Below are 21,569 nucleotides of genomic sequence, written 5' to 3'. Positions count from 1 at the left end.
AGTTCGTCGATCGGCTTCGGCCGATAGCCGTATTCGGGACCGCCCGACGGGGTGTAGCGCAGCCTGGTAGCGCACTTGACTGGGGGTCAAGTGGTCGTCGGTTCAAATCCGGCCACCCCGACCAATGCCGTCCTAGACGGGAAAAGTAGCGATTCCCGCGACTGTTTTTGTCGCGGGAATTGTGCTGCAATGGGCGACTTTTCGGGCCATAGTGGACCAACTGGTGGACCAACGGCGTGTCTGCCCTCCTGGTCAGGATTTCATGTTGCCCGGAGCTGGCCGCGTAAGCGCCGTTCCCCGGACGCGACCTCGAAGAGATTAGGCAACTTGCGTCAGCCCTTTGCTGTAATAGAAGGGTCCTAGACCTCGCCGCTGACATAAAGGCGGTGCAGCAGTTCCGAGAGTTGTCGAGCTACAGCGATGATCGCTCGCTTCTTTCCGCTCCGGCCTCCCCTTCCGGCCAATCCCGAGCCGAACCGCCGTAGGTGTTATCGGTCTGAAACGCGTCATGAATCGCTACGGCCCAGGCCGGCCTCCCGTGCTTTCACGATCGCCTGAGCCCGGTTGGCCACCTGGATCTTCGAAAAGATGCTCGAGATGTAGTTCCGGACTGTCTTCTCGCTCAGATACAGGCGCCTGGCGATCTCGACGTTCCTGAGACCGCGCGCGACCAGGTCGAGGATCTGCCTCTCGCGCTCGCTGAGTTCCGGAAATGCGCCGTGTAGATCGGCCGCCGACATCGAGGAGAAGAACTCGATGAGCCTGGATGCGACCGAGGGGCCGAAGATCGCTTCCCCGCGCGCAACCGCCCAGATCGACCGGACGACTTCCTCGTGCGACGCCCCCTTGAGCAGGTAGCCGCGAGCGCCCGCCCGCATCGCGGCGAGGACCGATGGGTCGTCATCGAACATGGTTAGTACCAGGATCCCTACGACAGGGACGATTTCGAGAATCCTTCGGGTGGCTTCGATGCCGTTTACACCCGGCATCTGGATATCCATCAGCACGATATCGGGGCGCAGCTCGAGGGTAAGTTCGACCGCCTTCTCGCCGCTCTCAGCCTCAGCGGCCAGCAGCAGACCAGGGGTCGCCGCCAGCAGGGTCCGCAGACCGGCCCTGAACATAGGATGGTCGTCCGCGACAAGAACGCTAAGGTTTCTCTCAGTCACTGCGGTCCCGCCACCGGGAGGTTGAGCTCCACCCTGGTGCCGCCCAGCGGCGAACTCCCCACGGACAGTGAGCCGCCGAGCTCCGCTGCTCGCTCCCGCATCGACCGGAGGCCTACACCGGCCGGGCCTCCCTCGGGTCCGCGGCCGTCGTCATCCACCCGGAGGAGGAGCCGCTGCACCGTGAGTGACAGACTAACCGAGCAGCGGCTGGCGCCGGCGTGCCTCACCACGTTCGTCAGCGACTCGCTCACGATGCGGTAGGCTGCAACCTCGACCGCGGCGGGCAAGCCCGACACTTCGCCGGATGCTTCAAACTCCACATGCAGATCTTCAGAGCCATACTGCTTCACTACTCCATCGAGCGCCCCCACCAAGCCAAATTCGTCGAGTGCCGGTGGCCGTAGCTGGTATACAAGGCGCCTCACTTCCGCCAAAGTCTCGGCGATCTCCCTCTCCAGCTGCGATAGCATCTCGTCACCGGCAAGAGCGTCACGAGCATAGACCAGTCGCGCAGAACCGGCCTTGAGCGAGTGTGCCGCCAGGCGGGGGCCAAGGCCGTCGTGCAGTTCGCGGCGGAGCCTGCGCCTTTCCTCTTCCCGGGATTCGACCAACCGCTGTCGAGACTGTTGCAGGTCATCGGTAAGCTTCGCGGCATGCGCGGCGGCGCCAGCCTGGCGCGCCACATCCTCCAAGACCGCTATATCCCGGCGACTGAAACCCGCTGCGCCGCCCCGCGGTGTCACTTTCATGCTCCCGGTCGTCTCGCCGTTGTACCGGAGGGTAAGAACGAGCGACTCGGGCCCCGGAGAGCCCACCGAAGCACCAAGGTCGCGCCCGTCACCGTGAGGAACATCGATAGCCACGTACGGCAACTTCATGCCTGCCGCAACGACCAGAGCCAAGTTGCCGAGGGCCTCCCTGCCGGGAACCGACCCCTGCAAGAGTCGTCCGAGTCGCGATAAGAGCCTGTAGGGATCATCCCTGTCCCCATAAATGAACCGGTTGACGAACCCCTGCAGGCGTTCACGAAGCGGGGCGAAAGCCACCGCCACCACACCGGCGGCCACCAGCGATACCGGGAAGCTGCCCCGGGCATCGAGAAGCGTCCCGAGGTAACCGGCCACCAAGGCGTAGAGGGCGATGCTCGCCACAGTAAGCGAGATGTAAACCAGGGCCCGGTTTATCAACTCGTCTACTTCCCATAGGCGGTGACGGAGCACCGCCACGGCAATCGAGGCCGGTACTGCCAGGAAGCCGAAGGTGAGCAGGTGACCGTACGCCAAGTCCCACAGGACGGCGTTCTCTGGTTGCAGGGAGCCTGCAAGAAGCTGGTCGAGCACGGCCGCCACTGCGAAGGAGACAAGCGCAACCATCAACCCAAACACGGCCCACTTCGTCTGCTGCCTTTCGACCGGCCCCGAGACGATCCGATAGCGGAACACCTGCGCATAGATCATCGACAACGCAAGTGCCAGGAAAAGCAGAGTGCCAAAATGCCAGGGCCAAATGTTCAGGTCCAACAGCGTCCCGGGAGCGACCGTCGACAGCAGGGTGAGCAGGACGAAGAGCGCAGCCGGCCAACGAGTCCATCCGGGCACGAAACGCCAGTCTGGGAACAGGTAGAACAGCAGGAAGAAGAGGATGAATGACAGGCCGGAGAGCAGGTCCACCAGCGGAACCAGTGCCGGGACTGAGTCACTGAGCGCCCGCGTCACTGGCGTGAAGGTGGCGCCAAAAACCACCAGCCACAATGAGACCAGCAACGCAACAGGATCGCGCGGCCGGCGCAGGAAGAGATAAGTTCCAACCGATACATAACCGCCGGTGAACAGTACCAGCACCGCCGTGACGTAGGTGCCGTACGTGCTGGCGGTCAATCCAAGTTGCACAAGGCCGGCTTCGAGATCCACCCCCAGCGTGGCCGAGGAGCCGCTCAATCCCGGTTCCAGCCCAACTGCGAGCCGGTGGAACGGCCTCAGGCTTGCCAGAAAGGTGAACAGTGCAGTTCCAACCAGCGTCCACCAAACGACGCGCAGTAGAAGCTCCAATTCGGTCGACCTGACGGGAGCGCGCTGGCCCCGCCTGCTCATCTCGGTTTCGGAAACGGGCATGATCGCCCTCCAGGTTGTCCAGATTCTACAGTCGCAAGCGGCAGTCGGGGCCACCGGTAACCTACGGCGACCCCGTGTTGAGCGGACTAATCAAGCGGAGACAGTTCGAGGACCATCCTGTTCCGCTCGATTGCTGGCCGAATCGACACCTGCCCAGGTATTGCCGCTGCTCCCCAACACACGAATCCCCGTCCAGCCCAGGCCGAAAGCCATCACACCGAAGCCGACCACATTGAAGATTCCGCCGCTGCCAAGGAACAGCACCGAGACACCGAGCAGCAAGCAGGCCGCCACCCAAACCGGCACGCTCGATTCTCGCCACAGGCCGACGGCGAGCAAGGCCAAACCCGGATAGAAACCGAACATCACCAGCGACATGATGACCGCGAAGCCCGGGTTACCGTTCATCCCTCCCGCAAACTCGATCATCTGTTCCTGTTCCAGCGTGACGGCGAACTGATAAAGGACGTAATTGAGAGCGTTGAGTCCCACGAACCCCACTACCCCCAGGACCGCAAGAGTCCCACCCAGATTCGCTAGAAGAACGCCCCGAGTTCGGGCAAGCTGGACCAGACCCAGAACCGCCGGCAACAACAAGACGAGCCCCAGCAGGAAAAGCAGGCTGCCAGCCAACCACTGCTGCGGACTCCCCGCCGCGATCCTTGCAATCTCTCCGCCGATCGCATCACCCTCCGACCTAGCGATCAACCTGTCACCTATGAGGAGAAGCGGCACCGCGGCCACGAGTCCGACACCGACAACGATTCTCCAGTAAGCGCCTACAAGTCTCAGGTTCATGTCCACTCCTTCCCGTCCTTGGACGTGCGCTCGACTCTAGAAAGTTCCTTGTCCCGCCGTCATCTGTCCCTTGTCCCGCCAATGTCCCGACCGGCTCGAGACAAGCGGTCACTTGCTCTCTCCTCACCCCCTAAGATTTGAAACGACCCACTACTCCCGTTTGCGCCCATGGCCCAGGTCATGGCCCGAAGGGTTCGATAGCAGCACAAGCAAGATCTGAACTGTACTGGGTTTGATGGAGGCTAGGCCAAGGTGGCATCCTCGATATTACTGAGGTTTCGGCTCCTGGTCTGCTCGCGTACCTACCCTCTGGCGTGCGCCGGTTGGAGCCAAGATCGTTGCCCCACAGTTCCAGGTAGAGAGTGAGGTCCTCCCTCGACGAGGAGGGCAACTCGAAGTACGGCAGACCCGGATTGGAGGCCTCATCCGGGATAGTTGCAGCGCTCTCGTCAAAAAGAGAAGCCGCTCCTCCGCCCGCCCTCGCGCCAACTAGAGCGCAAGTACGGCACCCACTCGGGATGATCCTTCAGAGGAGTGCAATTAGGATCGGTGCTCGTAAACATCTCAGCTCGAGGCTAACCGCACACACGAAAGCGCTTTCGCCTAGCCTCCCACCTCGAGCTCGAGGTCGTCGCCGAAGGGATCGAGGACCGGGAGCAGGCCCAACTACTGAAGGAGCTGGGTTGCAGCCTGGGTCAAGGCTTCTACTACTCGCCTCCGATGGCGCCCGGCGAACTCGAGGCGTTCCTGCGAGCCAGGACAACGGCGAGCATGATCGAAGGTGACCCACGGTCGTTGCCGGGTCCGAGTTGAATCAGGGCCTTCAAGGAAGATCTAACGCCAGGAACGCCGCTGCAAGCCGGCCCGCACCCCTTGGTGGTCCGCGGGGGTTGGGGGCGGGCCAACGACCTGGAAGGCCTTCAGCCGGGTACTCGCCCTGATGCCACGCGTACAACCCGCCGGGACGAACGCCACCGACCCCTGCGTCAGAACGACCGTCCGGTCCTCGAGGGCCAGTTCTCCCTCCCCTTCCAGAACCACCAGTGCCAGGTCGAGACTAGGAGCGTGCACCGGGATGAACTGGCCCGCTTCGAAGCACACCACCACGGCCTGCAGGTGGTCTCCACGTCCCACTGGAGTAGCGGAGAAGGCATCGGGGCGAAACTGGCCGACCTCGTCATAGTGCGTAGAGAAGTGGCTACCGACTGCAGCCTGCTGCTTCGTCATGCGTCACTCTAGAAGGTGAACGACGCCGCCGCCTTGACTCGCGTCAACGCCTGCCCATCGAGGCGCCGCTACCATGCACCAGTCCGCGGGCTCGCGCTGCCGGACCTGGCCGATCCCATTCGAGCGCCTCCGCAACGTTCGCCGGCAACCGTTCAGGTAGTGGATGGGCGTTGCGGCTCGGCATCGAGGAGACGCTGAGGGGACGCGAGTAGCGGTCGCGCAATAGCTCCTGTGGCAGCTTGACCTGGGTCATAGGCGCTGATCGATAAAGCCCAGATACTCGGACTAACGTGTCCACGTTTTCGTGAACGCGCATCGGTTCGTGGGCGCCGACCGCTCATCGGGGCAGACCGCATGGAGGTTGCGACGTGGTTCAACGGTCGATCGATATCACCCTGTCGGTTATCGCCAGCATCGTGAGCCTGCTGCTCTCATGGCCCTACTGGCGAAGGTTCGAGTACTGGGCCGAGTCACGCGGCTGGTGGCAGGTGTACATGATCGTCGGCTTCCTGCTGGCGGTCTACGTCTTCTTCGTATTCTTCCGCGCGCTGCGCACCCTGTTCGTACACGAGGGGCCGGGTCACGGGCACCACCACGCCCACAAACACGAGCACGAACCCAACACGGCCGTCGGTCACGGCCACGTCCACTCACATCCAGTACATGGAAATGGCGATGCCGGCACCGAGGAGAGCGCATCTTGAACGGCAGTGAGCGCAGCCGGCGCTACGCGGCTCTCGCCGTCCTCGCGGTGATGATGGTCATCTTCATCGTGCTGTCGGCCTTCTCCTTCCTGGGCTCGCGCGACCAGGTAACTCCCGATACCGTCAGCTACGCCTCCTACGGCGCCACCGACGGCAAGCGGGTACTCCAGGCCTACAACTGCATGGGTTGTCACACCATCGTCGGTAACGGCGCCTACTTCGCACCCGACCTCACCGATATCTACGAGAGGGCAGGTCCCGCCTGGCTGGCCGCCTTCCTGCCGTCCGCCTCGACCTGGCCGACCGAGGCCGCCGTTCGCACCCAGCTCATGGACTCGGCCCAGCTTGCCGACACCGGTGTCGACGATATCGACGAGTACTTCGCCCGCTTCCCGGGCGCAAGAGAGCGGGTCGTCAGGCGCGGCGGAAGCCATTCACTCATGCCGACCCTGCCGATAACTGCTCAGGAGACGCGGGAACTCATCGCCTTCTTCAAGTACACCTCGATGATGAACACCGAAGGGTGGCCCCCCGAACCGAAGATAGACGGCCTCCAACACCCTCTGGCGGCCCCGGCGCCCGATGCAGCATCGAACATGAAAGCGGCGGAACCACGGGCAGTCGCAGTCGATGAGGCGAGCGACGCAGCGGAGCCGGCCGAACTCGCAAAGGTCGGGGAAGGGATCGCAACCGAGTATGGCTGTTTCTCCTGCCACGCCAGCGACTCATCGCGCCTTGTCGGACCAGGCTGGGGTGGCCTCTACGGCACCGAGCGCACCTTGAGCAACGGCAGCAGCATTATCGTCGATGAAGCCTACCTCGAGACAGCGATCCGCGAGCCGAGCGCGCACGTTGCCCAGGGCTTCCCGGCCGGCGTCATGCCCTCCTACGAAGGGATACTCACCGACGAGGAGATCGACGCCCTTGTCGCTTACATCCGCAGCCTGGAGGAGGCGCGATGATCCAGTACCGCACCCAACACCTCAGTCAACGTTTCTTCATGCTCATGCTGGTACTGTTCGTCGCCCAGGTGATCTTCGGACTGATTCTCTCGGCACAGCAGGCAGACCCCTCGCTGCTGGCGGGCAAACTCAACTTCAACGTCGCCCGCGCCGAGCACGTCAACCTGGGCGTCCTCTGGATCCTCTCCGGCTTCATCGGCACCATCCTCTTCATAGGTCCGCTGCTCTCCAAACGGGAGTTGGCTGCCCCCTGGCTGATCAACGTGCTCTACTTCGCACTGATCTTCGTTACCCTCTGGAACGCCAGCACCCTATACCTGGCGCAGAAGGGCGTGGCCGGCTGGTGGATGGGTCAACCGTGGCTGCAGGAGGGGCTCGAGTACCTCGAAGCCGGCCGCGCCACCGACCTGGTGATCCTTGTGGGCTTCGCTATTTTCATGTACGTCATCCTTCGCACCTTCCCCCCGGTACGAGAATGGAACGAGATCCACTGGGGCCTCGGCATAGGCGTGACCGCCCTTACCGCCATGTGGGTGTTCGGTCTTTTCTTCGTGCCACGCCTCGACCTGCAGGAGTACTTCCGCTGGTTCGTCGTCCACTACTGGGTGGAGGGCGTCTGGGAAGTGATCCACATCAGTCTCATCGGCTTCCTGCTGGTGCTGATGTTCAAGGCCGACGTCAAGGCGGTAGGTTACGCCGTCTTCTGGGGAGTGGTGCTGGTCTGGCTCTCGGGCCTGCTGGGAAACGCCCACCACTATTTCTGGATCGGCACGCCCGCCTTCTGGCAGTTCTGGGGCTCGCTTTTCAGCGCACTAGAGCCGTTGCCACTGATCTTCTGCTTCTGGCACATCTACCTCGACGCCCACCACGACAACAGCCCGCTGGAGAACGCGCCCGCCTTCTACTTCCTGCTGGGCTCGGTGGTCCTCGAACAGGTGGGAGCAGGGATCCTCGGTTTCAGCATGACCTTCGCGCTCACCAACGTCTGGTCGCATGGGAGCTGGGTCACGCCCAGCCACGCCCACCTGGCTATGTTCGGCACCTTCGGGATGCTCAGCCTGGGCGCCGCCTACTTCATCGTTCCAGCCCTGCGCAATGCTACCGACTTCGACCAGCGCTTCGGCAAGCTCAGTTTCTGGCTGGTATTCATCGGCATGCTGGGGATGGCGTTCTCGTTCGCACTCGGCGGTACGGTGCAGATATTCGTCTACCGCACCCTTGGCCTCGACTGGTTCGGCGGCGATGTCTTCCCCGCCATGGGCCTATACAAGGCGATGCTGCCCTTCTTCGGCATCGTGTTCACTATCGGCACGGGTCTGCTGACCTTCGACCTGATCACCATCGGCCACAGGGTGCGCCTGCCCGCCGAGCACTCGGAACACCAGGCGGCCGTGTCCATCGGTTCCCCAGCACTGGCACATACAGGCAGGGGCTGGTCGGGACCGATGAGCGGCTTCGAAGCCGGGATCTGGCTCATGAGTATGTGGATCTTCGGCGGCATCATCACCTTCGGTTTGCTCAGCTTCAACCTGCCCCGGGTGCAGTTCGGCGATCCAACTATTCCCTACCTGGCCGCCGGCGTCGGCTACCCGGGGCTCCTGCTCGTCACCGTGCTGTTCGTAGCGCGCTTCCTGGCTTCGCTCGAGGCCCGCACACCCGCAGCAGTATCACGGCCGAGTGTACGTCTGGAGGTAGCACCCGCCAGCGACTGACCGCCCGCAAAAGACTGCAAGAAAGTGAGGCGGGCGGCTGCAATGGTAGGCACTTCATCCTGCTCGTCATTTCGCTCACCTGCGCAATTGGGCACGGCCAGACCGCACCACTCACCCTCTCCCAACTCCAGGACCTTGCCGCAGAGAACAGTCCCGAGGTGCACGCCGCCCGAAACGAACTCCAGGCCGCCGAACGACAACTCGAACGAATCCAGCAGGACCCCCTGGCTCTCAGACTGGACGTCATCGAAGCCGAAAACGCCGTAGTCAACGCTCAGAATGACCTGCTGGCAGCAATCCGGCAAGCCCGCACCGCAGCAGCCGACAGCTACTATGCAGCTCTCGAGGCGCGGAACGACCTGGAAGTGAGCACGCAACAGAAGGCGATAGCCCGAACAACCCTCGAAGCAACCCGCATCCGCTTCGAAGCGGGCGCCGCTACCAGGATCGAGCTGGAAACAGCCGAGAACGAACTGGAAGCGGCACAGCAAAGGCTCGAGGATACGGAAGGCACATTTTCCCTCGCGCTGGCCCAGCTATCGGGCCTCCTCGGCCAAAAGATAAGTGAGCAAGAACTTCAACCGATAACCGCAAACCCGGATGTTCCTCAACTCGATACGGCGCTTGAACGCCTGCGGACGAACACGGGACTCGAAGTCGCGCGCCAGGCGATCGAAATCGCGGAACTCGAACTAGCAGCCGTCGACAACGCCTTCAGCTCACGCCTGGAGATCGAACAAGCCGAAGCCCACCTCGAAGGTGTACGCCGTGACCTGAACGCGCTAGTCGAAAGCCTCGAACTGACAGTCAGACAGCGCCACAATCAGGCACTGATCGCGCAAGGCAAGCACGAAAGCGCATTGGCAGCACTCGATGCGACCGCCGAAAAGCTCAACGCCCAAGAACTCCGCTACGAGTCCGGCATCATCTCACAGCTCGAACTGATGCAGGCTCAACTCGATCATGTGGAAGCGAAAGCTCAAGTCGCAATCGCACTCCACGACCTGCTGCAGGCGATACAAGATCTCGAGACGGCCATGACAGGATCGACTGGGAACTGACCCCCTGGGATGCAAGTTTCGTGATGCCCTTTGATCTCAACGAACTGATCAACCCGCTACACCCGAAGGCAGCCGGTCTCAAGATCGTGCGCAGGGAGAGATTACGACTCGATCCCCGACTCCTGCTACGAAAAGACTCGGAGGTTTCGACCGGCGTCCCCCAGGCAGGCCACAAGGACGACGAGTAAGGCTCAACTTCTGCCGGGGAAACCTCTCTCCCCGAGGCGCGCTCGTACACGCGGGCGAGCTCACGGCGGTTCACCACGAGCAGGCGCGTCGTGTCGACAGTCAAACGTGCGGCGCGGATGCGCCGAGCGTGGCGTGTACGCTCCGCCGCCCCGCACTCCACGCTATCCATGCCCCACTCACGACCATGAGGGCGGCACCTAGCGGCTGAGTCGGGAGGCTACCTCCCGTCGTGGCCGCCCCCAGTACGGCCCCCAGCACGTAGAAGAGCACCGCCGACAAAGCCCAGGTGGCTCCGGCCCACTTCGGCAAGATCCCCGAACGCCATACCGCCCAGCCGAGCAGGACGTTGCCGACGAACATGAGAAGGACAGCCAGCGCGAACACGACGATCATCCCGGTGGGAAACTCGATCCGCATGACCTCCGTGATGCCAGCCAAGTAGGCTCGACCGACCGCGGGCGTGGCGAACGCGGAGACGCCGCCTATCGCCAACCCCAACGCGTGACCCGCCACGGTCGCCACCATCGCTCCCAGGCCCAACCGACCGGCACGGCTTCCACTCAGGAAGCAGCCGAGCGCGAAAACGCCGAGGATCGCGAGAACGGCGCCGCCGATGGCGCCTAATGCGTGATCGACAACGTAGCCGGTGGAGCTGACGTACTGGGCCCACGCTTCCGGATCCGCGACCTGATCCGGCTGGGCATCCCACGTCGACCACATCGTGAGCAGACCGTAGACGGGCAGGGCGAGTAACCCGGCCCGAATCCATGCATCGATACCGACTCGCGTCATCCCATTCTCCCCGCTAGAAGAACTACCTCGATTCGCCCGAGGCGCGGCGCCTTCACCGACTCTCACGCCTACTGGGTCAGCTTCCGACCGCGTCGATCTCCCCGCCCCTCCTGGAAGTTGCCTGCTGAGCAACAGTATGGGACCGTCGGGACGAACTGTCGGTACCGTGAGCGGTGCAAGCAGCGGCGCCTACTCGACCTTGGGACTCAACTGCGGCATACCGCCTCGGCTCGATCGATAGCTTCATTCAGATTCAGTATCCGCCCACTCGCGAGGGCCACTTCGGCGCGGATTTCGCCCAACTCTCCTGCCACTGTGCGGACGCCGTCCTCGTACTCAACTGCCTGGCCGACGGGCAAAGGAACACCGCTCGCCTTGAGAAGCGCTTCCATCGCGCCCCACAACGTAGCCGCTTCTTCTGCCCGCCCCTCAACGGAGACGGTGAGGGCGACTTCGTTCAGGCACTCGGCGGTACGTTCGATGTCCCTCAACTGCCTCAGGAGTTCGAGACTTTCCCGGCAGAGGGCCTTGGCACCGCCGAGGTCCGCCTCGCGTCGCGCAACCGCCGCCAACCTGGTGAGTGAAGCGGCCGTGCCGGCCCTGTCCCCCAGCTTCCGCTGTGTCGACAGGCTCTCCGCGAACAGGGCCTTGGCCCGTTCCATATCGCCCTGATACTCGGCCACGTCCCCCAGGTTGCTGGTCAGCAGCGCCACCGCTGAGTGGTGGCCCAGGGCCCGGAACAGCTCGAGGCTCTCCGCGTAGTAGCGTTGTGCGGTCACCACATCGCCCTGTTTGCCTGCCAAGGCTCCGAGATTGTTCAGCGTTGCCGCCACGCCCCAGCTGTCGCGCAGCTCTCGTCGGATGGCAAGCGCCCTCTCGAGGTTGGACTTCGCATCCTCGAACTCCCCCTGGTGGAGCGCCAGCACTCCGATGTTGTCGAGCAGGGCGCCCACGCGTTCCCGGTTACCCAGCCGCTCGCTCAACGTGAGACTCTCCTCGAAGCTGACGAGCGCGGCAACGTTGTCACCCTGTGCCGAGGCCAGCACGCCGCGACCCCGTAGAGCCTCGGCCAATGCACCGAGGAGGCGAGGAGGATCAACTCCTTCGCGTCCGTACTCATGCGCGGCGGTTCGCAGGCCGGAAGTCGCTCGCTCCAACCAGGCGCGACCTTCCGTCCAGTGCCCACGCGTCTGCCAGAACCCCCATAACGCTGCCACCAGACGAACGGCCGTATCCCAACGCTCCTGAGCAACCGCCAGCCGAAGGATCAGCCGGAAATTGTCGTGTTCGGCTTCCAGGCGATCCAGCCAAGCCGCCTGCTCCCTTCCACGGAGTTCCGGCCGTCGGAGCTCGACCAGGTTCAGGTAGTAGCTCTCGTGCAGTTCCCGAACATTCCTTTCATGCTCGAGACTCCGGGAGAGCTTGCCGGCGGCGAACTGGCGGAGAAGTGGGTGGAGTTCGTAGCGTCCCGCCTCAAGGCGATGCAGTAACGACTTGTCGACCAGTGAGGCCAGGACCAACATGGAAGCGCCGGCGACGGCAGCGGCTGCGTCGTGCGTGAAACTGCCGGCGAACGCCGCGAGCGACTCGAGTGCATCTTCTTCTTCCGGAGACAACAGGCTCCAAGAGCGCTCCAGGGTCGACCGCATGCTGCGGTGCCTCTCGGGCACGTTGGCCACGTCGGTGCTCAACATGTCCAGGCTCTCTTTGAGCTCATCGGCGATCACATACTCGGGCATCGAGCGGACCCAGGCAGCTGCAAGCTCTATCCCGAGCGGTGACCCCCCAACGAGCCGGCAGATCTCGGCGACCGCGGGAAGGTTGTCGCCCGTAAGCACGAAACCGTGATCGACCCTCTTCGCGCGCTGCTCGAAGAGTTGCAGCGCTTCTTGATGGAGCGCCTCCTCGAGGCTTACCGTCCCAACGGGAAACGACAAGCCCGAGAGCGCGAACAGCTGCTCCTCCTCGAACCCTAGACGCAACCGTGACGTCGTGACGATCTTGAGAGACGGGCAGTGGGTCAGCAGCGCGGGAACGAAACCCAGCCCTTCGCTTACGTGCTCGCAGTTGTCGAGCACGAGCAGCAGGCGCAGAGTGCCGATCGCGTCTGCCACTCCGGTCCAGTTACCGCGACTCGTATTCGGCACCCCTATCACGGTCCCGATTCTGGCGGGCACGAGGTCGGGAGCCGATAGCGACTCGAGCTCGACGAAGTAGACGCCGCCCTCGAACCTCCCCTCATGCAGTTCACGATGCGCGAGCTCCAGAGCTAAACGCGTTTTGCCTATCCCGCCCCCGCCCGTGAGCGTGATCAACCTGGTAGTGGCGTCGGCGAGGAGACCGCTGAGCATGTCCAACTCGGCCGCTCGTCCCACGAAAGAGGTGCCGCGAGAGGCCAGGTTCGATGGTATTCGCCTCGCATCTCCGAGTCGTAGGCGCCCAAGGAGCGCGCGCTTGGCCTCTGCCGCACTACTGGTCAGCTCGATACCGTACTCACCGGCGTCACGGCGCAAACCCGCGGCTCGCGGGCTGCCGCCCGCCACGAGCAGGTTGTGGAGGCGTAGCAACGTCTCCGGGTCGGGATGAGGCGCGCCTGCCAGGTCGCACGCTGCCTCGGCACCTCTCGCGGCTTCTGGGAAGTCGCCCCGTGCGGCCTCGTCCTCCGCTCGCCTCAGCAGAGATTCGCGCACGCGCTCCGCGAGGTGTTCGCGGGTGGTGTAAAGCCACTCCTCCAGCTCGGAGCTGCACTCGTGAAGGTAGAACCCGTCGAGAAAGGGACCGGGGTAGATCGTCTGAGGGGCGTCCGAATCGCACTGATCGATCTGCTCCAGGAGCGCTCTCGCGTCGCACTCGACCGTCGCCCTGAGCTTGACGCCGGACGCCTCCAGCGTGCCGGGTGCTCCGGTTCGCAACTGCGACAGCGCCGTTCGCAGACTCGTCATGGGCGAAGATGCCGTCGGCCAGAATAACTCGCCGAGGTAGCGGCGATCTCGCGGGCCCTCCAGAGCGAGGTAGGTGAGCAGCAGGAGCGGCTTCGGCCTGGTGAATTCCGAGCCTTCGAGCCGGAGTCCACCGAGCGTCACGAGCCGCATGAGCGATTATAGTCGGCGATTCCGCGTTCACGGCATGTTGACGCCGTCCAGCGCACTCTGTAACCGCTGCACGCGGAAGTCGAGGTTCTGGCCGGATGAGAATGGTTTCTGGGGATACGTTCCTGCTCACGATCGGCAGAGTGCTCTGCGCCACCTCGTTACTGGTCACGTTGGCCTCTTGCGGGACGGGCGCCGGCTCCCGGTTCTCTCCAGGGACGTCGGAGCCGCTCGACGTCGTAGTCACTCTGGACGAGGGCCGCGCCGTCAGCCGGGTGGTACCGACCTCCGGTGGCAACATTCTCGTATCATCGGCGGACGGCACGACATACAGCCTGACCATCCCAAGCGAAGCGCTGCTGGCTGACACCGAGATCACCGTTACTCCGATAACCCGGATCGTTGGCGCACCGATCGAGGGCGGTCGTCCGTACGGGGTGCACCTGGAACCGGAAGGGTTGCGTTTTCACGAGCCCGTGACCCTGGAGGTGACGCCTCCCGACGGCAACGCCAGGCAGGAAGCAGCGTCCTTCACCTACTCCGCGATGGGAGAGGAGTTCCACGGATATCCTCTCGCACTCGACCCGCTCTCACTCAGGTTCCAGTTGCTGCACTTCAGCGGCTACGTCCTGTACCTCGGGCCTTCTCTGGAGGTTCGCGATCCGGATACGTTCATGCCCAGCGACTGGGAGAGTCAACTGGAGCACCGCGCCCAGGAGCTGATAAGGGCCGAACGCGACGCGCAGCTTCAAGGCGAACAAGGGGACCCGCAGTTCAGTCAGAAACTCGAGGCGATCCTCGACGACTACTATCGCAACGTGATCGCACCGCTTCTCCCGCTTATCGCGAGCGATTGCGAGACGGCCCAGGCCCAGTCCGCCAAGGTCCTCGCGTGGACGCGACTCACCCACTTGTTCGGCCTCCAGGACAGCTTCCAGGCCGAGAACGAGGCGATCTGGAACAGCATCATCGCCGGTCTCGAGAACTGCTGGGAAGAAACTACCAGACCGTGCGTCGACCACACCGATCAGGTTCAGGTGGCCGCGGCTCTGTCCATCGCTCGCCAACTGGAACTGCTGGGAGCTGCCCCCGGCGAGTTCGATCCCCTCGATCCGGCGCTTAGTTGCGGCGCCGTTTGGAGGGGCACGATCACCTACTCGGAAGCCGGCAGCATCACCAGATATCCGGACGACGCGGAGACGACCGGCAGCTGGACCAACAGTTACGAACATTCGCAGACGATCGAGGTCCAGGAGGTCGTCTTCCCGTACTCGGGGGGCACAGCAGAGCTCCGCGGCGCTCTGCGAGCCACCGGCACGATTAGCGAGCACGGCCTCTTCCGGAAGGAACATTACGACGACTGCGTCGCCAGCGCCGACGCGATCCTCAGGTACGTCTTCGAAGACAGTAGCGACTTCGAGCTCACGGGCGAGATCCAGGAGGACGACGCGTCCTTCAGCATCGTCATTGACTCCGACTCCACCACTTACGACATCTACCTGCCGATCAACGGCTTCCCCGTCACAGGCAGCAGAACGACCCGCCACTACTACATAGACAACTGCTGGCCGGAAAGCGAGAGTGACGACCGGACCACCGAACCGTGGGAACTGGCGATCGACTATGACGACGTGAAGGCGACTGGTACCCTCGGCGACCCGAACCACCTGAGCGGCAGATATGAGGAGCAGCGGGAACAAGGGAACGGTATCCCCACCACCGTCACCGTCACTTGGGACCTGGTGCGGCAGACCGACTGAGCGATAGCGCCGATCACCCAGGAGCTTCTTGGGGACCTGCCGCCGGCGCCAGCTGTCAACGGTCATCAAAGGGGCACCTCCTGGCAGTGGCCGGCTCGGCCAACAGACACAACGGCTGATCCCACTACCGGTACTTGCCACTACTGTGAGAAGGAGTCGGCCAAGCGATCCGGGGACGCCTGCGCGTTGGAGTATCCTCTGCTCGAGGTCCCCTTGATAGGGCAACTCGAAGGCGAGGCGAACGATGGCGAGGCTTGTCTACGGGATGATGCAGTCGCTCGACGGCTACGTGGATGACACGGAGGGGAACCTCGTGCTCCCCGCGCCGGACGATGACCTCTTCCGCCATTTCACAGAACAGGTCAGAGGAGTCTCGGGCTGCCTCTACGGCCGCCGCATCTACGATCTCTTGCGGTACTGGGACGAGGACAGGCCCGAGTACAGCGACCTGGAGCGTGAATACGGGCAGGTCTGGCGATCTCAGCCGAAGTGGGTGGTCTCGAACGGGCGGGCCCCGCTGGGGCCGAACGCCAGTCTGGTCGAAGGCGATCTCGAATCGTTCGTGCGAAGACTCAAGGACGAGGTCGGGGGCGATATCGACGTCGCTGGCCCCACCTTGGCAGGCGCGCTCACCGAACTCGACCTGATCGACGAATACCGAATCTACCTCCGCCCCTTCGTGCTCGGCGAGGGGAAGCCATACTTCCTCCGGGCACGGCCGGCGCTACGGCTGGTAGGAATCAACCGAATAGGTCCCGAGACCGTGCAGCTGGTGTACGTGCCGTAGCGGTAGACCGAAGACTGAAGCCTCGGCAATCGAAGGAGCGGACTACTACCCTCACTTGGCTTCTCGCGGCTCCCGAGATCGCTCGGCCGGAAGCAACCTGACTCCAACCGATCAGTGCCGATAGTGGACGCGTGGAAGAGAACAAGTGCATGCTCTGCTCCCGAGAGGCAACGAAGACGATCGCCAACTTCCCGGTGTGTGATCACCACCACGAACTTTACCTGCAACAACTGCGCGAAGGCCGCACGGACATCGTGAACCAGTTGATAAGCATCCACTACTTCCCTCGCTGACCAGGGTGCAGCGGCCTCAGCCGTAGCACCGGGCGGAAATCTGGGATGATTAGGCGACTCGCTGGAACGGTCGTCGCTGGCCCGATCGGTAACGCGATCTCCGGACCGGTGCGTCGTTGGACCGTGAATCAACGGCAAGGAGGCGGCATGAGAGAAAGCGAACCGGTCGCCCAGTGGCTACTGGGGGCCGATCCGGCTATACGGTGGCAGACATTGCGGGACCTGCTCGACGCGCCGGAGCAGATGTGGAGCGAGGAGCGGGCCAAGGTCGAAACCGAGGGCTGGGGCGCGCGGCTGCTCTCCTACCAGGACACGGACGGCCAATGGGCAGGCGGCGCCTTCATCCCGAACGGTTTCGAACCCCGCGAATGGCATGAGGAAGGTCAGCCCTGGACGGCAACGAGTTTCACCCTCACGCAACTCCGGGAGCTGGGCTTGGATCCCGCGTCTGCTAGAGCCAGACGAACTGTCGAGCTGATCGGCGAGAACTCCCGCTGGGACCATGACGCTCAACCCTTCTGGGCGGGGGAGGTCGAGGAGTGTATCAACGGCAGGACGGTGGCCGACGGAGCCTACTTCGGCGTGGACGTATCGCCCATCGTCGAGAGGCTCACCGGCGAGCGCCTCGACGACGGAGGTTGGAACTGCGAGCGACAGAACGGGTCCCTTCGTTCATCGTTCCACAGCACGGTCAACGTTCTCGAGGGGCTACTCGAGTACGAGCGCGCCACCGGTGGCACGCCTGAATCACGCGAAGCACGCCGTTCGGGTGAGGAGTACCTCCTGGAGCGCCACCTCTTCCGTCGCCTAAGCACCGGTGAGCCCGCCGACCCGGCGTTCCTCCTGTTCCTCTACCCGCACCGCTGGCGCTACGACATCCTCCGCGCACTCGACTACTTCCGGTCTGCCTCCCTCCTGACGGCCACTGCACCAGACGCAAGACTCGAGGAGGCCATCTCCCACCTCCGCTCCAAACGGCTCGAGAACGGAACATGGGCCCTCGACTGGCAACTCCCGGGACGCGCGTGGATCCAGATGGAGGGAGCGGGATCGCCATCCCGGTGGACCACGCTCAAGGCATCGAGAGTGCTCGAGTGGTGGGACACGGTCCGGGCGTAGGCGCGCGAGGGGTTTTCGACGATTCCATCTGTCACTCCCGCCCGATAGCAGTTGCGCCTATATTGTGATTCAGCTCACTGTTACCCTCGCACGAACCGGCGGGCAGTCCCGTCAGGACCAGGGGGTACGATCGATTTGCATTCTCCATACCTGCTGCTCATAGAAGACAATCAGGACGACGTCCTGCTCACGCTTCGAACGCTCCGTTCGAACCGCTGCGCCCTTCAGGTACGAACCGTATACGACGGTTTCCAGGCCCTCGAGTTCCTCTCGAACGCGGCAGCACTGCCGGCAGTCGTCCTCCTCAATCCGAGCCTACCTGGAATGGACGGATACGAACTGCTTCACTCGATCCGCTGCGACCCCCGCACCGAGCGCCTCCCGATACTCCTCTTCAGTGGCACGGAAGAGGAGTGCCTGCCGCTCTCCTCGGCAACCGAAGCTGGAACCCCAGTCGAGGGCTGTGTGCTCAAACCGCTCGACTGGCCCACGTTCCGGGAGCGCCTTCGCCGGCTCGGCCTTGGCACCGCCGGCAGAGAAGCCAAGCCCCGGCTTGCCTCCGCCTCCAACATGCACTCTAAGCGCCTCTTCTGAGGGTTGCGCTCCACGGCTTCTCCCAGCTGGCCGGTCCCGTCATCCAGAGCCGTAGCGCAGCAAGCCATGCTCGAGGGCGGCTCAACACGATGACGATCCGGAGCGAACGGCCCAGGTACGGCAGGAGACACGAGATCGGCGCATGTCGTGTAGTATGTCGATCGGCATTCGTGAGTAACGCAGTCAAAAAGCCAGAAAGTGAGTGCCACCAACTCGAGGCGCCGGGAAGCGATCCCGGCGCCTCCTTATTGACCGTCTTCCCTACTCCGACGCGGACCGCCAAGCGGTTCAGGTTCTCGACGGAGCCTCCTCCGGTACCCACTGCAGCAACGCCCGCACCTTCGAGATCCGCCCGTCGAACTCGACATAGAGGATCCTGACGTTGCCACTGAGCTGGACGGCCCAATCCTCGTCTTGCAGTTCGAGCGCTTCGAACCGCACGATAGCGCTTCCGCTCATGTACTCGTGGAGCAGATTTTCGAGCGAGGAGTCTTCGGTGGGACCCCCGTCGGAGAGCCAGGTGAACGGCTCGCGTTCCCGTCCGAACAGGCTCGTCGTCTGGTAGTCGCTGCAACGTCCGCGATTTCCCGCCAGCACTTCTCTTCGGTCTCGTTGGCCTGTTTCGACGCGGTTTCTCGAGGCACTCATTCCGATCTACTCCTCACGCTCGACCCGCCCCCGCCAGGGAGCCAGAGCCGCCATGAGCAGACTTGTGCGAGAAGGGGGTTGGCCCAGATTACTCCACTGGTCTCCTCCCGATATAGGGATCGGCATCAATGTCGTTCGCGCCGCCACGTCGCCTGGAACCACCCTCTGCCCCGATGACGGTATATAGTGATTCATCTGCACCAAAGCTCAACGGCTTTTTTGTGGTTCGGGCTGCGGCCCGTAGATGTCTCGTGCTCGATCTCATCGCGCACAACGAGAGTTAGGACAGGAACAAGATGGCAACAGGAACAGTGAAGTGGTTCAACGGCGAAAAGGGCTTCGGATTCATCCAGCAGGATGAAGGCGGGAACGACGTTTTCGTCCACTACTCGGCGATCTCCGGTGACGGCTACCGCGATCTCAATGAGGGTGACAAGGTCCAGTACGACGTTCAGCAGGGCCAGAAGGGTCTTCAGGCCGCGAACGTAACCGTGACCGAAGCGGCCCGGTAGGCCGGTAAACACGAACAGGTAAGTGAAGAGGGCGCTCGGCACAGCCGGGCGCCCTCGTGACTTCATCGCTCCAACGCGTCGCGCCCTCCGGGCGCTCGCGGCACGCCAGGGGGAGAAACTATCTCAGACACAGTCCAAGCACCAGCGGCAGAGCGGCAATGGGCCGCTTCCAAGGCAGCGATCGTCACGGTAGTCGTGTTGCCCTTCCTGGGCTTCATAGCTGCCCTCTTCCATTTCTGGGGCAACGGCATCGGCTGGCTTGACATAGCTCTCTTCGTGGCCTTCTACCTGATTACGGGTTTCGGAGTCACGGTCGGCTATCACCGCCTCTTCACGCACCGGAGCTTCAAGGCCGTTCCCTGGCTCGAGACTCTTCTCGGCGTGGCGGGCTGCGCCGCCGTGCAAGGGCCGATCCTGAGCTGGGTTGCTGACCACCGCAGACACCATCAGCACAGCGATCACGAGGGCGATCCTCACAGTCCGCACCTGTTCGACGACCACGGATTGCTGGGTACGCTGGGTGGCCTCTGGCACTCCCACATCGGCTGGCTCTTCGAAGCGGGCTCTACCGATGCGCAGCGCTACGCCCCAGACCTGCTCAAGGACAAGCGGCTGAGCCGCATCGACAGCCTCTATGGACTCTGGCTGCTACTCTCGCTTCTCGCTCCGGCCGTGCTGGCTTACGCCATCACCGGCGGCAGCACCGAGGCGGCCATCAGCGCCGTCCTCTTCGCCGGTCTCGCCCGTGTCTTCCTGCTCCACCACGTTACCTGGAGCGTGAACTCGATCTGTCACAGCTTCGGGAAGCGAGCCTACCGGACCACGGACGAGAGTCGCAACAACGCGATCGTCGGCGTCATCGGACTGGGTGAAGGTTGGCACAACAACCACCATGCCTTCCCCACCTCGGCGCGACACGGGCTTGGCAAGGGCCAGTTCGACCTGAGCTGGGAACTGATCCGGCTGTTCGTGCGACTCGGGTGGGTCACCAAGGTGCAACTGCCGACCGAACAGCTACTGCAGCGCAAGGCGATGGAGCCCGCAGCCGCCGAGTAGCCTTCTTGAGCAGTAGGCGCCAGGAGCGGGCGCCACGGCCGTTCCGGCCGACTACTCCCTGCCGGTCTCGACCCCCAGCCACCTCTCCACGGAGGTGAGGCGCTGCGGGTCGAAGTGGGCGCGCGCCGCGTTCAGGAACGGGTGGTAGTGCTTTGTGACGTAGGGGCCGATCCCCTCGCTGGCGATCTGCCCCAGTATGGTCCTGTAGCTGGAGATGACAGCCTCGTCGAGGACGCTCCAGCTAGCGCCGCCCACGGCAGCGACCGTCCCGATCCCCTTCCGCATCAACGACGCCGCCTCTAGCGCCATCACTCCCAGCACCCTCTCTAGGGGCACCTCCTGCCGTCTGCTCACCTCGAGGATCTCCTGCCAGGTGGTTTCGAGATGTCTGAGCAGCGCTCCCGAGTCGCTGAACACCTTCGAGTAGTGACCGCGCATCTCCGCTACCAGCTCCTCCAGCTCTCGCCTCGAGAGGGGAGGCATGTCGACCGCCGAGGCGGTCGCCTGGCTAGCGCTCTGAACGGCGTCCAGGACGTCCACCAACTCGCGAGGCTCGGCATCCTCTCGCAAAACCCCGTGCCGCTTGAGGTGCTCTACCAACCGCTCCAGGTAGATCCGGCCGCCGCCGGTGGCATCGGCCGCGATCGCGAACACCCAGAGGGGACTGAAGCGCACCGTCGCGAGCCCCGCCAGCTCGACGACGTTCCCCAACGCCTTGCGCTGAACGAAACGGTCACGCAGCGGCGCGGCGCCCGCCGCTCTCATCCCGGCCAGCTGCTCGATGAGGAACGACTGAAAGAGCCCCAGTGTGATCCTGTAAGTGCTCGATCCCCGAACGCTGCCTGGCAGGAGAGTGTCGGTGAGCAGGGTGGTCGTGCCGCCCACGAAGGCAGCAGCCGCCCGCACCAGCCGGAGGGGGAGCGAGATTCCGTACGCCAGCGCCCTTCCCGGCCGCAGCCGCACTCGCCTCGAACTCTTCATCGGTC

The 21,569-nt window shown here is 63.4% G+C and carries 21 protein-coding genes, 1 tRNA gene and 1 pseudogene; 13 read left to right on the top strand and 10 right to left on the bottom strand.

What is annotated here, in order from left to right; genetic code table 11:
• Nucleotides 1-47 precede the first annotated feature (47 nt).
• Nucleotides 48-124: transfer RNA gene (locus tag VF168_05115), tRNA-Pro, on the top strand.
• A 238-nt stretch (nt 125-362) separates the two neighbouring features.
• On the opposite strand, the pseudogene VF168_05110 reads toward VF168_05115, so the two are convergent.
• The 6 genes and pseudogenes from VF168_05110 to VF168_05085 form a co-directional block, all read right to left on the bottom strand.
• A pseudogene (locus VF168_05110) lies at nt 363-485 on the bottom strand (IS110 family transposase).
• A gap of 21 nt (nt 486-506) precedes the next feature.
• A complete protein-coding gene (locus tag VF168_05105) occupies nt 507-1,169 on the bottom strand; it encodes a response regulator transcription factor (protein HEX7003543.1) in 663 nt (220 codons plus the stop codon).
• The gene (locus tag VF168_05100; protein ID HEX7003542.1) at nt 1,166-3,280 is read right to left on the bottom strand and encodes a sensor histidine kinase; all 2,115 of its coding nucleotides are present in this window, start codon (nt 3,278-3,280) and stop codon (nt 1,166-1,168) included. Before VF168_05100 ends, VF168_05105 begins: the two co-directional genes overlap by 4 nt.
• 90 nt (nt 3,281-3,370) lie before the next feature.
• Nucleotides 3,371-4,078, bottom strand: a complete 708-nt coding sequence (locus tag VF168_05095; GenBank protein HEX7003541.1) for a hypothetical protein — start codon at nt 4,076-4,078, stop codon at nt 3,371-3,373.
• An 834-nt stretch (nt 4,079-4,912) separates the two neighbouring features.
• The gene (locus tag VF168_05090; GenBank protein HEX7003540.1) at nt 4,913-5,305 is read right to left on the bottom strand and encodes a cupin domain-containing protein; all 393 of its coding nucleotides are present in this window, start codon (nt 5,303-5,305) and stop codon (nt 4,913-4,915) included.
• A gap of 43 nt (nt 5,306-5,348) precedes the next feature.
• Nucleotides 5,349-5,558, bottom strand: a complete 210-nt coding sequence (locus VF168_05085) for a hypothetical protein (protein ID HEX7003539.1) — start codon at nt 5,556-5,558, stop codon at nt 5,349-5,351.
• 115 nt (nt 5,559-5,673) lie between these two features.
• Here VF168_05085 and VF168_05080 point away from each other — a divergent pair, with 115 nt between their 5' ends.
• The 5 genes from VF168_05080 to VF168_05060 all read left to right on the top strand — a co-directional run bounded on the left by VF168_05080 (nt 5,674) and on the right by VF168_05060 (nt 9,932).
• Nucleotides 5,674-6,009, top strand: coding sequence for a hypothetical protein (locus tag VF168_05080; GenBank protein ID HEX7003538.1), 336 nt, complete (start codon nt 5,674-5,676; stop codon nt 6,007-6,009).
• Complete coding sequence (locus VF168_05075) at nt 6,006-6,971, top strand: c-type cytochrome (protein HEX7003537.1); 966 nt, start codon at nt 6,006-6,008, stop codon at nt 6,969-6,971. Before VF168_05080 ends, VF168_05075 begins: the two co-directional genes overlap by 4 nt.
• Nucleotides 6,968-8,683, top strand: a complete 1,716-nt coding sequence (locus VF168_05070) for a cbb3-type cytochrome c oxidase subunit I (GenBank protein HEX7003536.1) — start codon at nt 6,968-6,970, stop codon at nt 8,681-8,683. The genes VF168_05075 and VF168_05070 overlap by 4 nt, the downstream gene beginning before the upstream one ends.
• Nucleotides 8,684-8,841: 158 nt before the next feature.
• Nucleotides 8,842-9,744: a TolC family protein gene (locus VF168_05065; protein ID HEX7003535.1), complete on the top strand. Its 903-nt coding sequence runs from the start codon at nt 8,842-8,844 to the stop codon at nt 9,742-9,744.
• Between the two features lie 23 nt (nt 9,745-9,767).
• The gene (locus VF168_05060; protein HEX7003534.1) at nt 9,768-9,932 is read left to right on the top strand and encodes a hypothetical protein; all 165 of its coding nucleotides are present in this window, start codon (nt 9,768-9,770) and stop codon (nt 9,930-9,932) included.
• 100 nt (nt 9,933-10,032) lie between these two features.
• Here the strand turns inward: VF168_05060 and VF168_05055 are convergent, their stop codons facing one another.
• Nucleotides 10,033-10,725 carry a hypothetical protein gene (locus tag VF168_05055; GenBank protein ID HEX7003533.1) on the bottom strand — a complete coding sequence of 231 codons (693 nt, stop codon included), beginning with the start codon at nt 10,723-10,725 and terminating at the stop codon, nt 10,033-10,035.
• A 206-nt stretch (nt 10,726-10,931) separates the two neighbouring features.
• The gene (locus VF168_05050; protein ID HEX7003532.1) at nt 10,932-13,817 is read right to left on the bottom strand and encodes a tetratricopeptide repeat protein; all 2,886 of its coding nucleotides are present in this window, start codon (nt 13,815-13,817) and stop codon (nt 10,932-10,934) included.
• Nucleotides 13,818-13,912: 95 nt separating this feature from the next.
• Here VF168_05050 and VF168_05045 point away from each other — a divergent pair, with 95 nt between their 5' ends.
• The 5 genes from VF168_05045 (at nt 13,913) to VF168_05025 (ending at nt 18,367) form a co-directional block, all read left to right on the top strand.
• Nucleotides 13,913-15,574 (top strand): hypothetical protein, encoded by a 1,662-nt coding sequence (locus VF168_05045; protein HEX7003531.1) that lies wholly within the window; start codon nt 13,913-13,915, stop codon nt 15,572-15,574.
• Between the two features lie 244 nt (nt 15,575-15,818).
• Nucleotides 15,819-16,361, top strand: a complete 543-nt coding sequence (locus VF168_05040) for a dihydrofolate reductase family protein (protein HEX7003530.1) — start codon at nt 15,819-15,821, stop codon at nt 16,359-16,361.
• Nucleotides 16,362-16,492: 131 nt separating this feature from the next.
• Nucleotides 16,493-16,654, top strand: coding sequence for a hypothetical protein (locus VF168_05035; GenBank protein HEX7003529.1), 162 nt, complete (start codon nt 16,493-16,495; stop codon nt 16,652-16,654).
• Between the two features lie 147 nt (nt 16,655-16,801).
• Nucleotides 16,802-17,773: a hypothetical protein gene (locus tag VF168_05030; protein HEX7003528.1), complete on the top strand. Its 972-nt coding sequence runs from the start codon at nt 16,802-16,804 to the stop codon at nt 17,771-17,773.
• 135 nt (nt 17,774-17,908) lie between these two features.
• Nucleotides 17,909-18,367: a response regulator gene (locus tag VF168_05025; protein HEX7003527.1), complete on the top strand. Its 459-nt coding sequence runs from the start codon at nt 17,909-17,911 to the stop codon at nt 18,365-18,367.
• A gap of 288 nt (nt 18,368-18,655) precedes the next feature.
• Here VF168_05025 and VF168_05020 read toward each other — a convergent pair whose 3' ends face one another.
• Nucleotides 18,656-19,015, bottom strand: coding sequence for a hypothetical protein (locus VF168_05020; GenBank protein HEX7003526.1), 360 nt, complete (start codon nt 19,013-19,015; stop codon nt 18,656-18,658).
• Nucleotides 19,016-19,311: 296 nt separating this feature from the next.
• Between VF168_05020 and VF168_05015 the strand changes: the two genes are divergently transcribed.
• Together VF168_05015 and VF168_05010 are read left to right on the top strand one after the other, a co-directional pair.
• On the top strand, nt 19,312-19,527 hold the full coding sequence (locus VF168_05015) for a cold-shock protein (protein ID HEX7003525.1): 216 nt from the start codon (nt 19,312-19,314) through the stop codon (nt 19,525-19,527).
• A gap of 195 nt (nt 19,528-19,722) precedes the next feature.
• On the top strand, nt 19,723-20,583 hold the full coding sequence (locus VF168_05010) for an acyl-CoA desaturase (protein ID HEX7003524.1): 861 nt from the start codon (nt 19,723-19,725) through the stop codon (nt 20,581-20,583).
• Nucleotides 20,584-20,634: 51 nt separating this feature from the next.
• Here VF168_05010 and VF168_05005 read toward each other — a convergent pair whose 3' ends face one another.
• On the bottom strand, nt 20,635-21,564 hold the full coding sequence (locus VF168_05005) for a hypothetical protein (GenBank protein HEX7003523.1): 930 nt from the start codon (nt 21,562-21,564) through the stop codon (nt 20,635-20,637).
• Between the last annotated feature and the right edge of the window lie 5 nt (nt 21,565-21,569).

This window comes from Trueperaceae bacterium, assembly GCA_036381595.1.
GTDB lineage: Bacteria > Deinococcota > Deinococci > Deinococcales > Trueperaceae > DASVCN01.
Note: the sequence above shows the minus strand (reverse complement) of the source record. Positions and strands in the feature narration are given on the sequence as shown.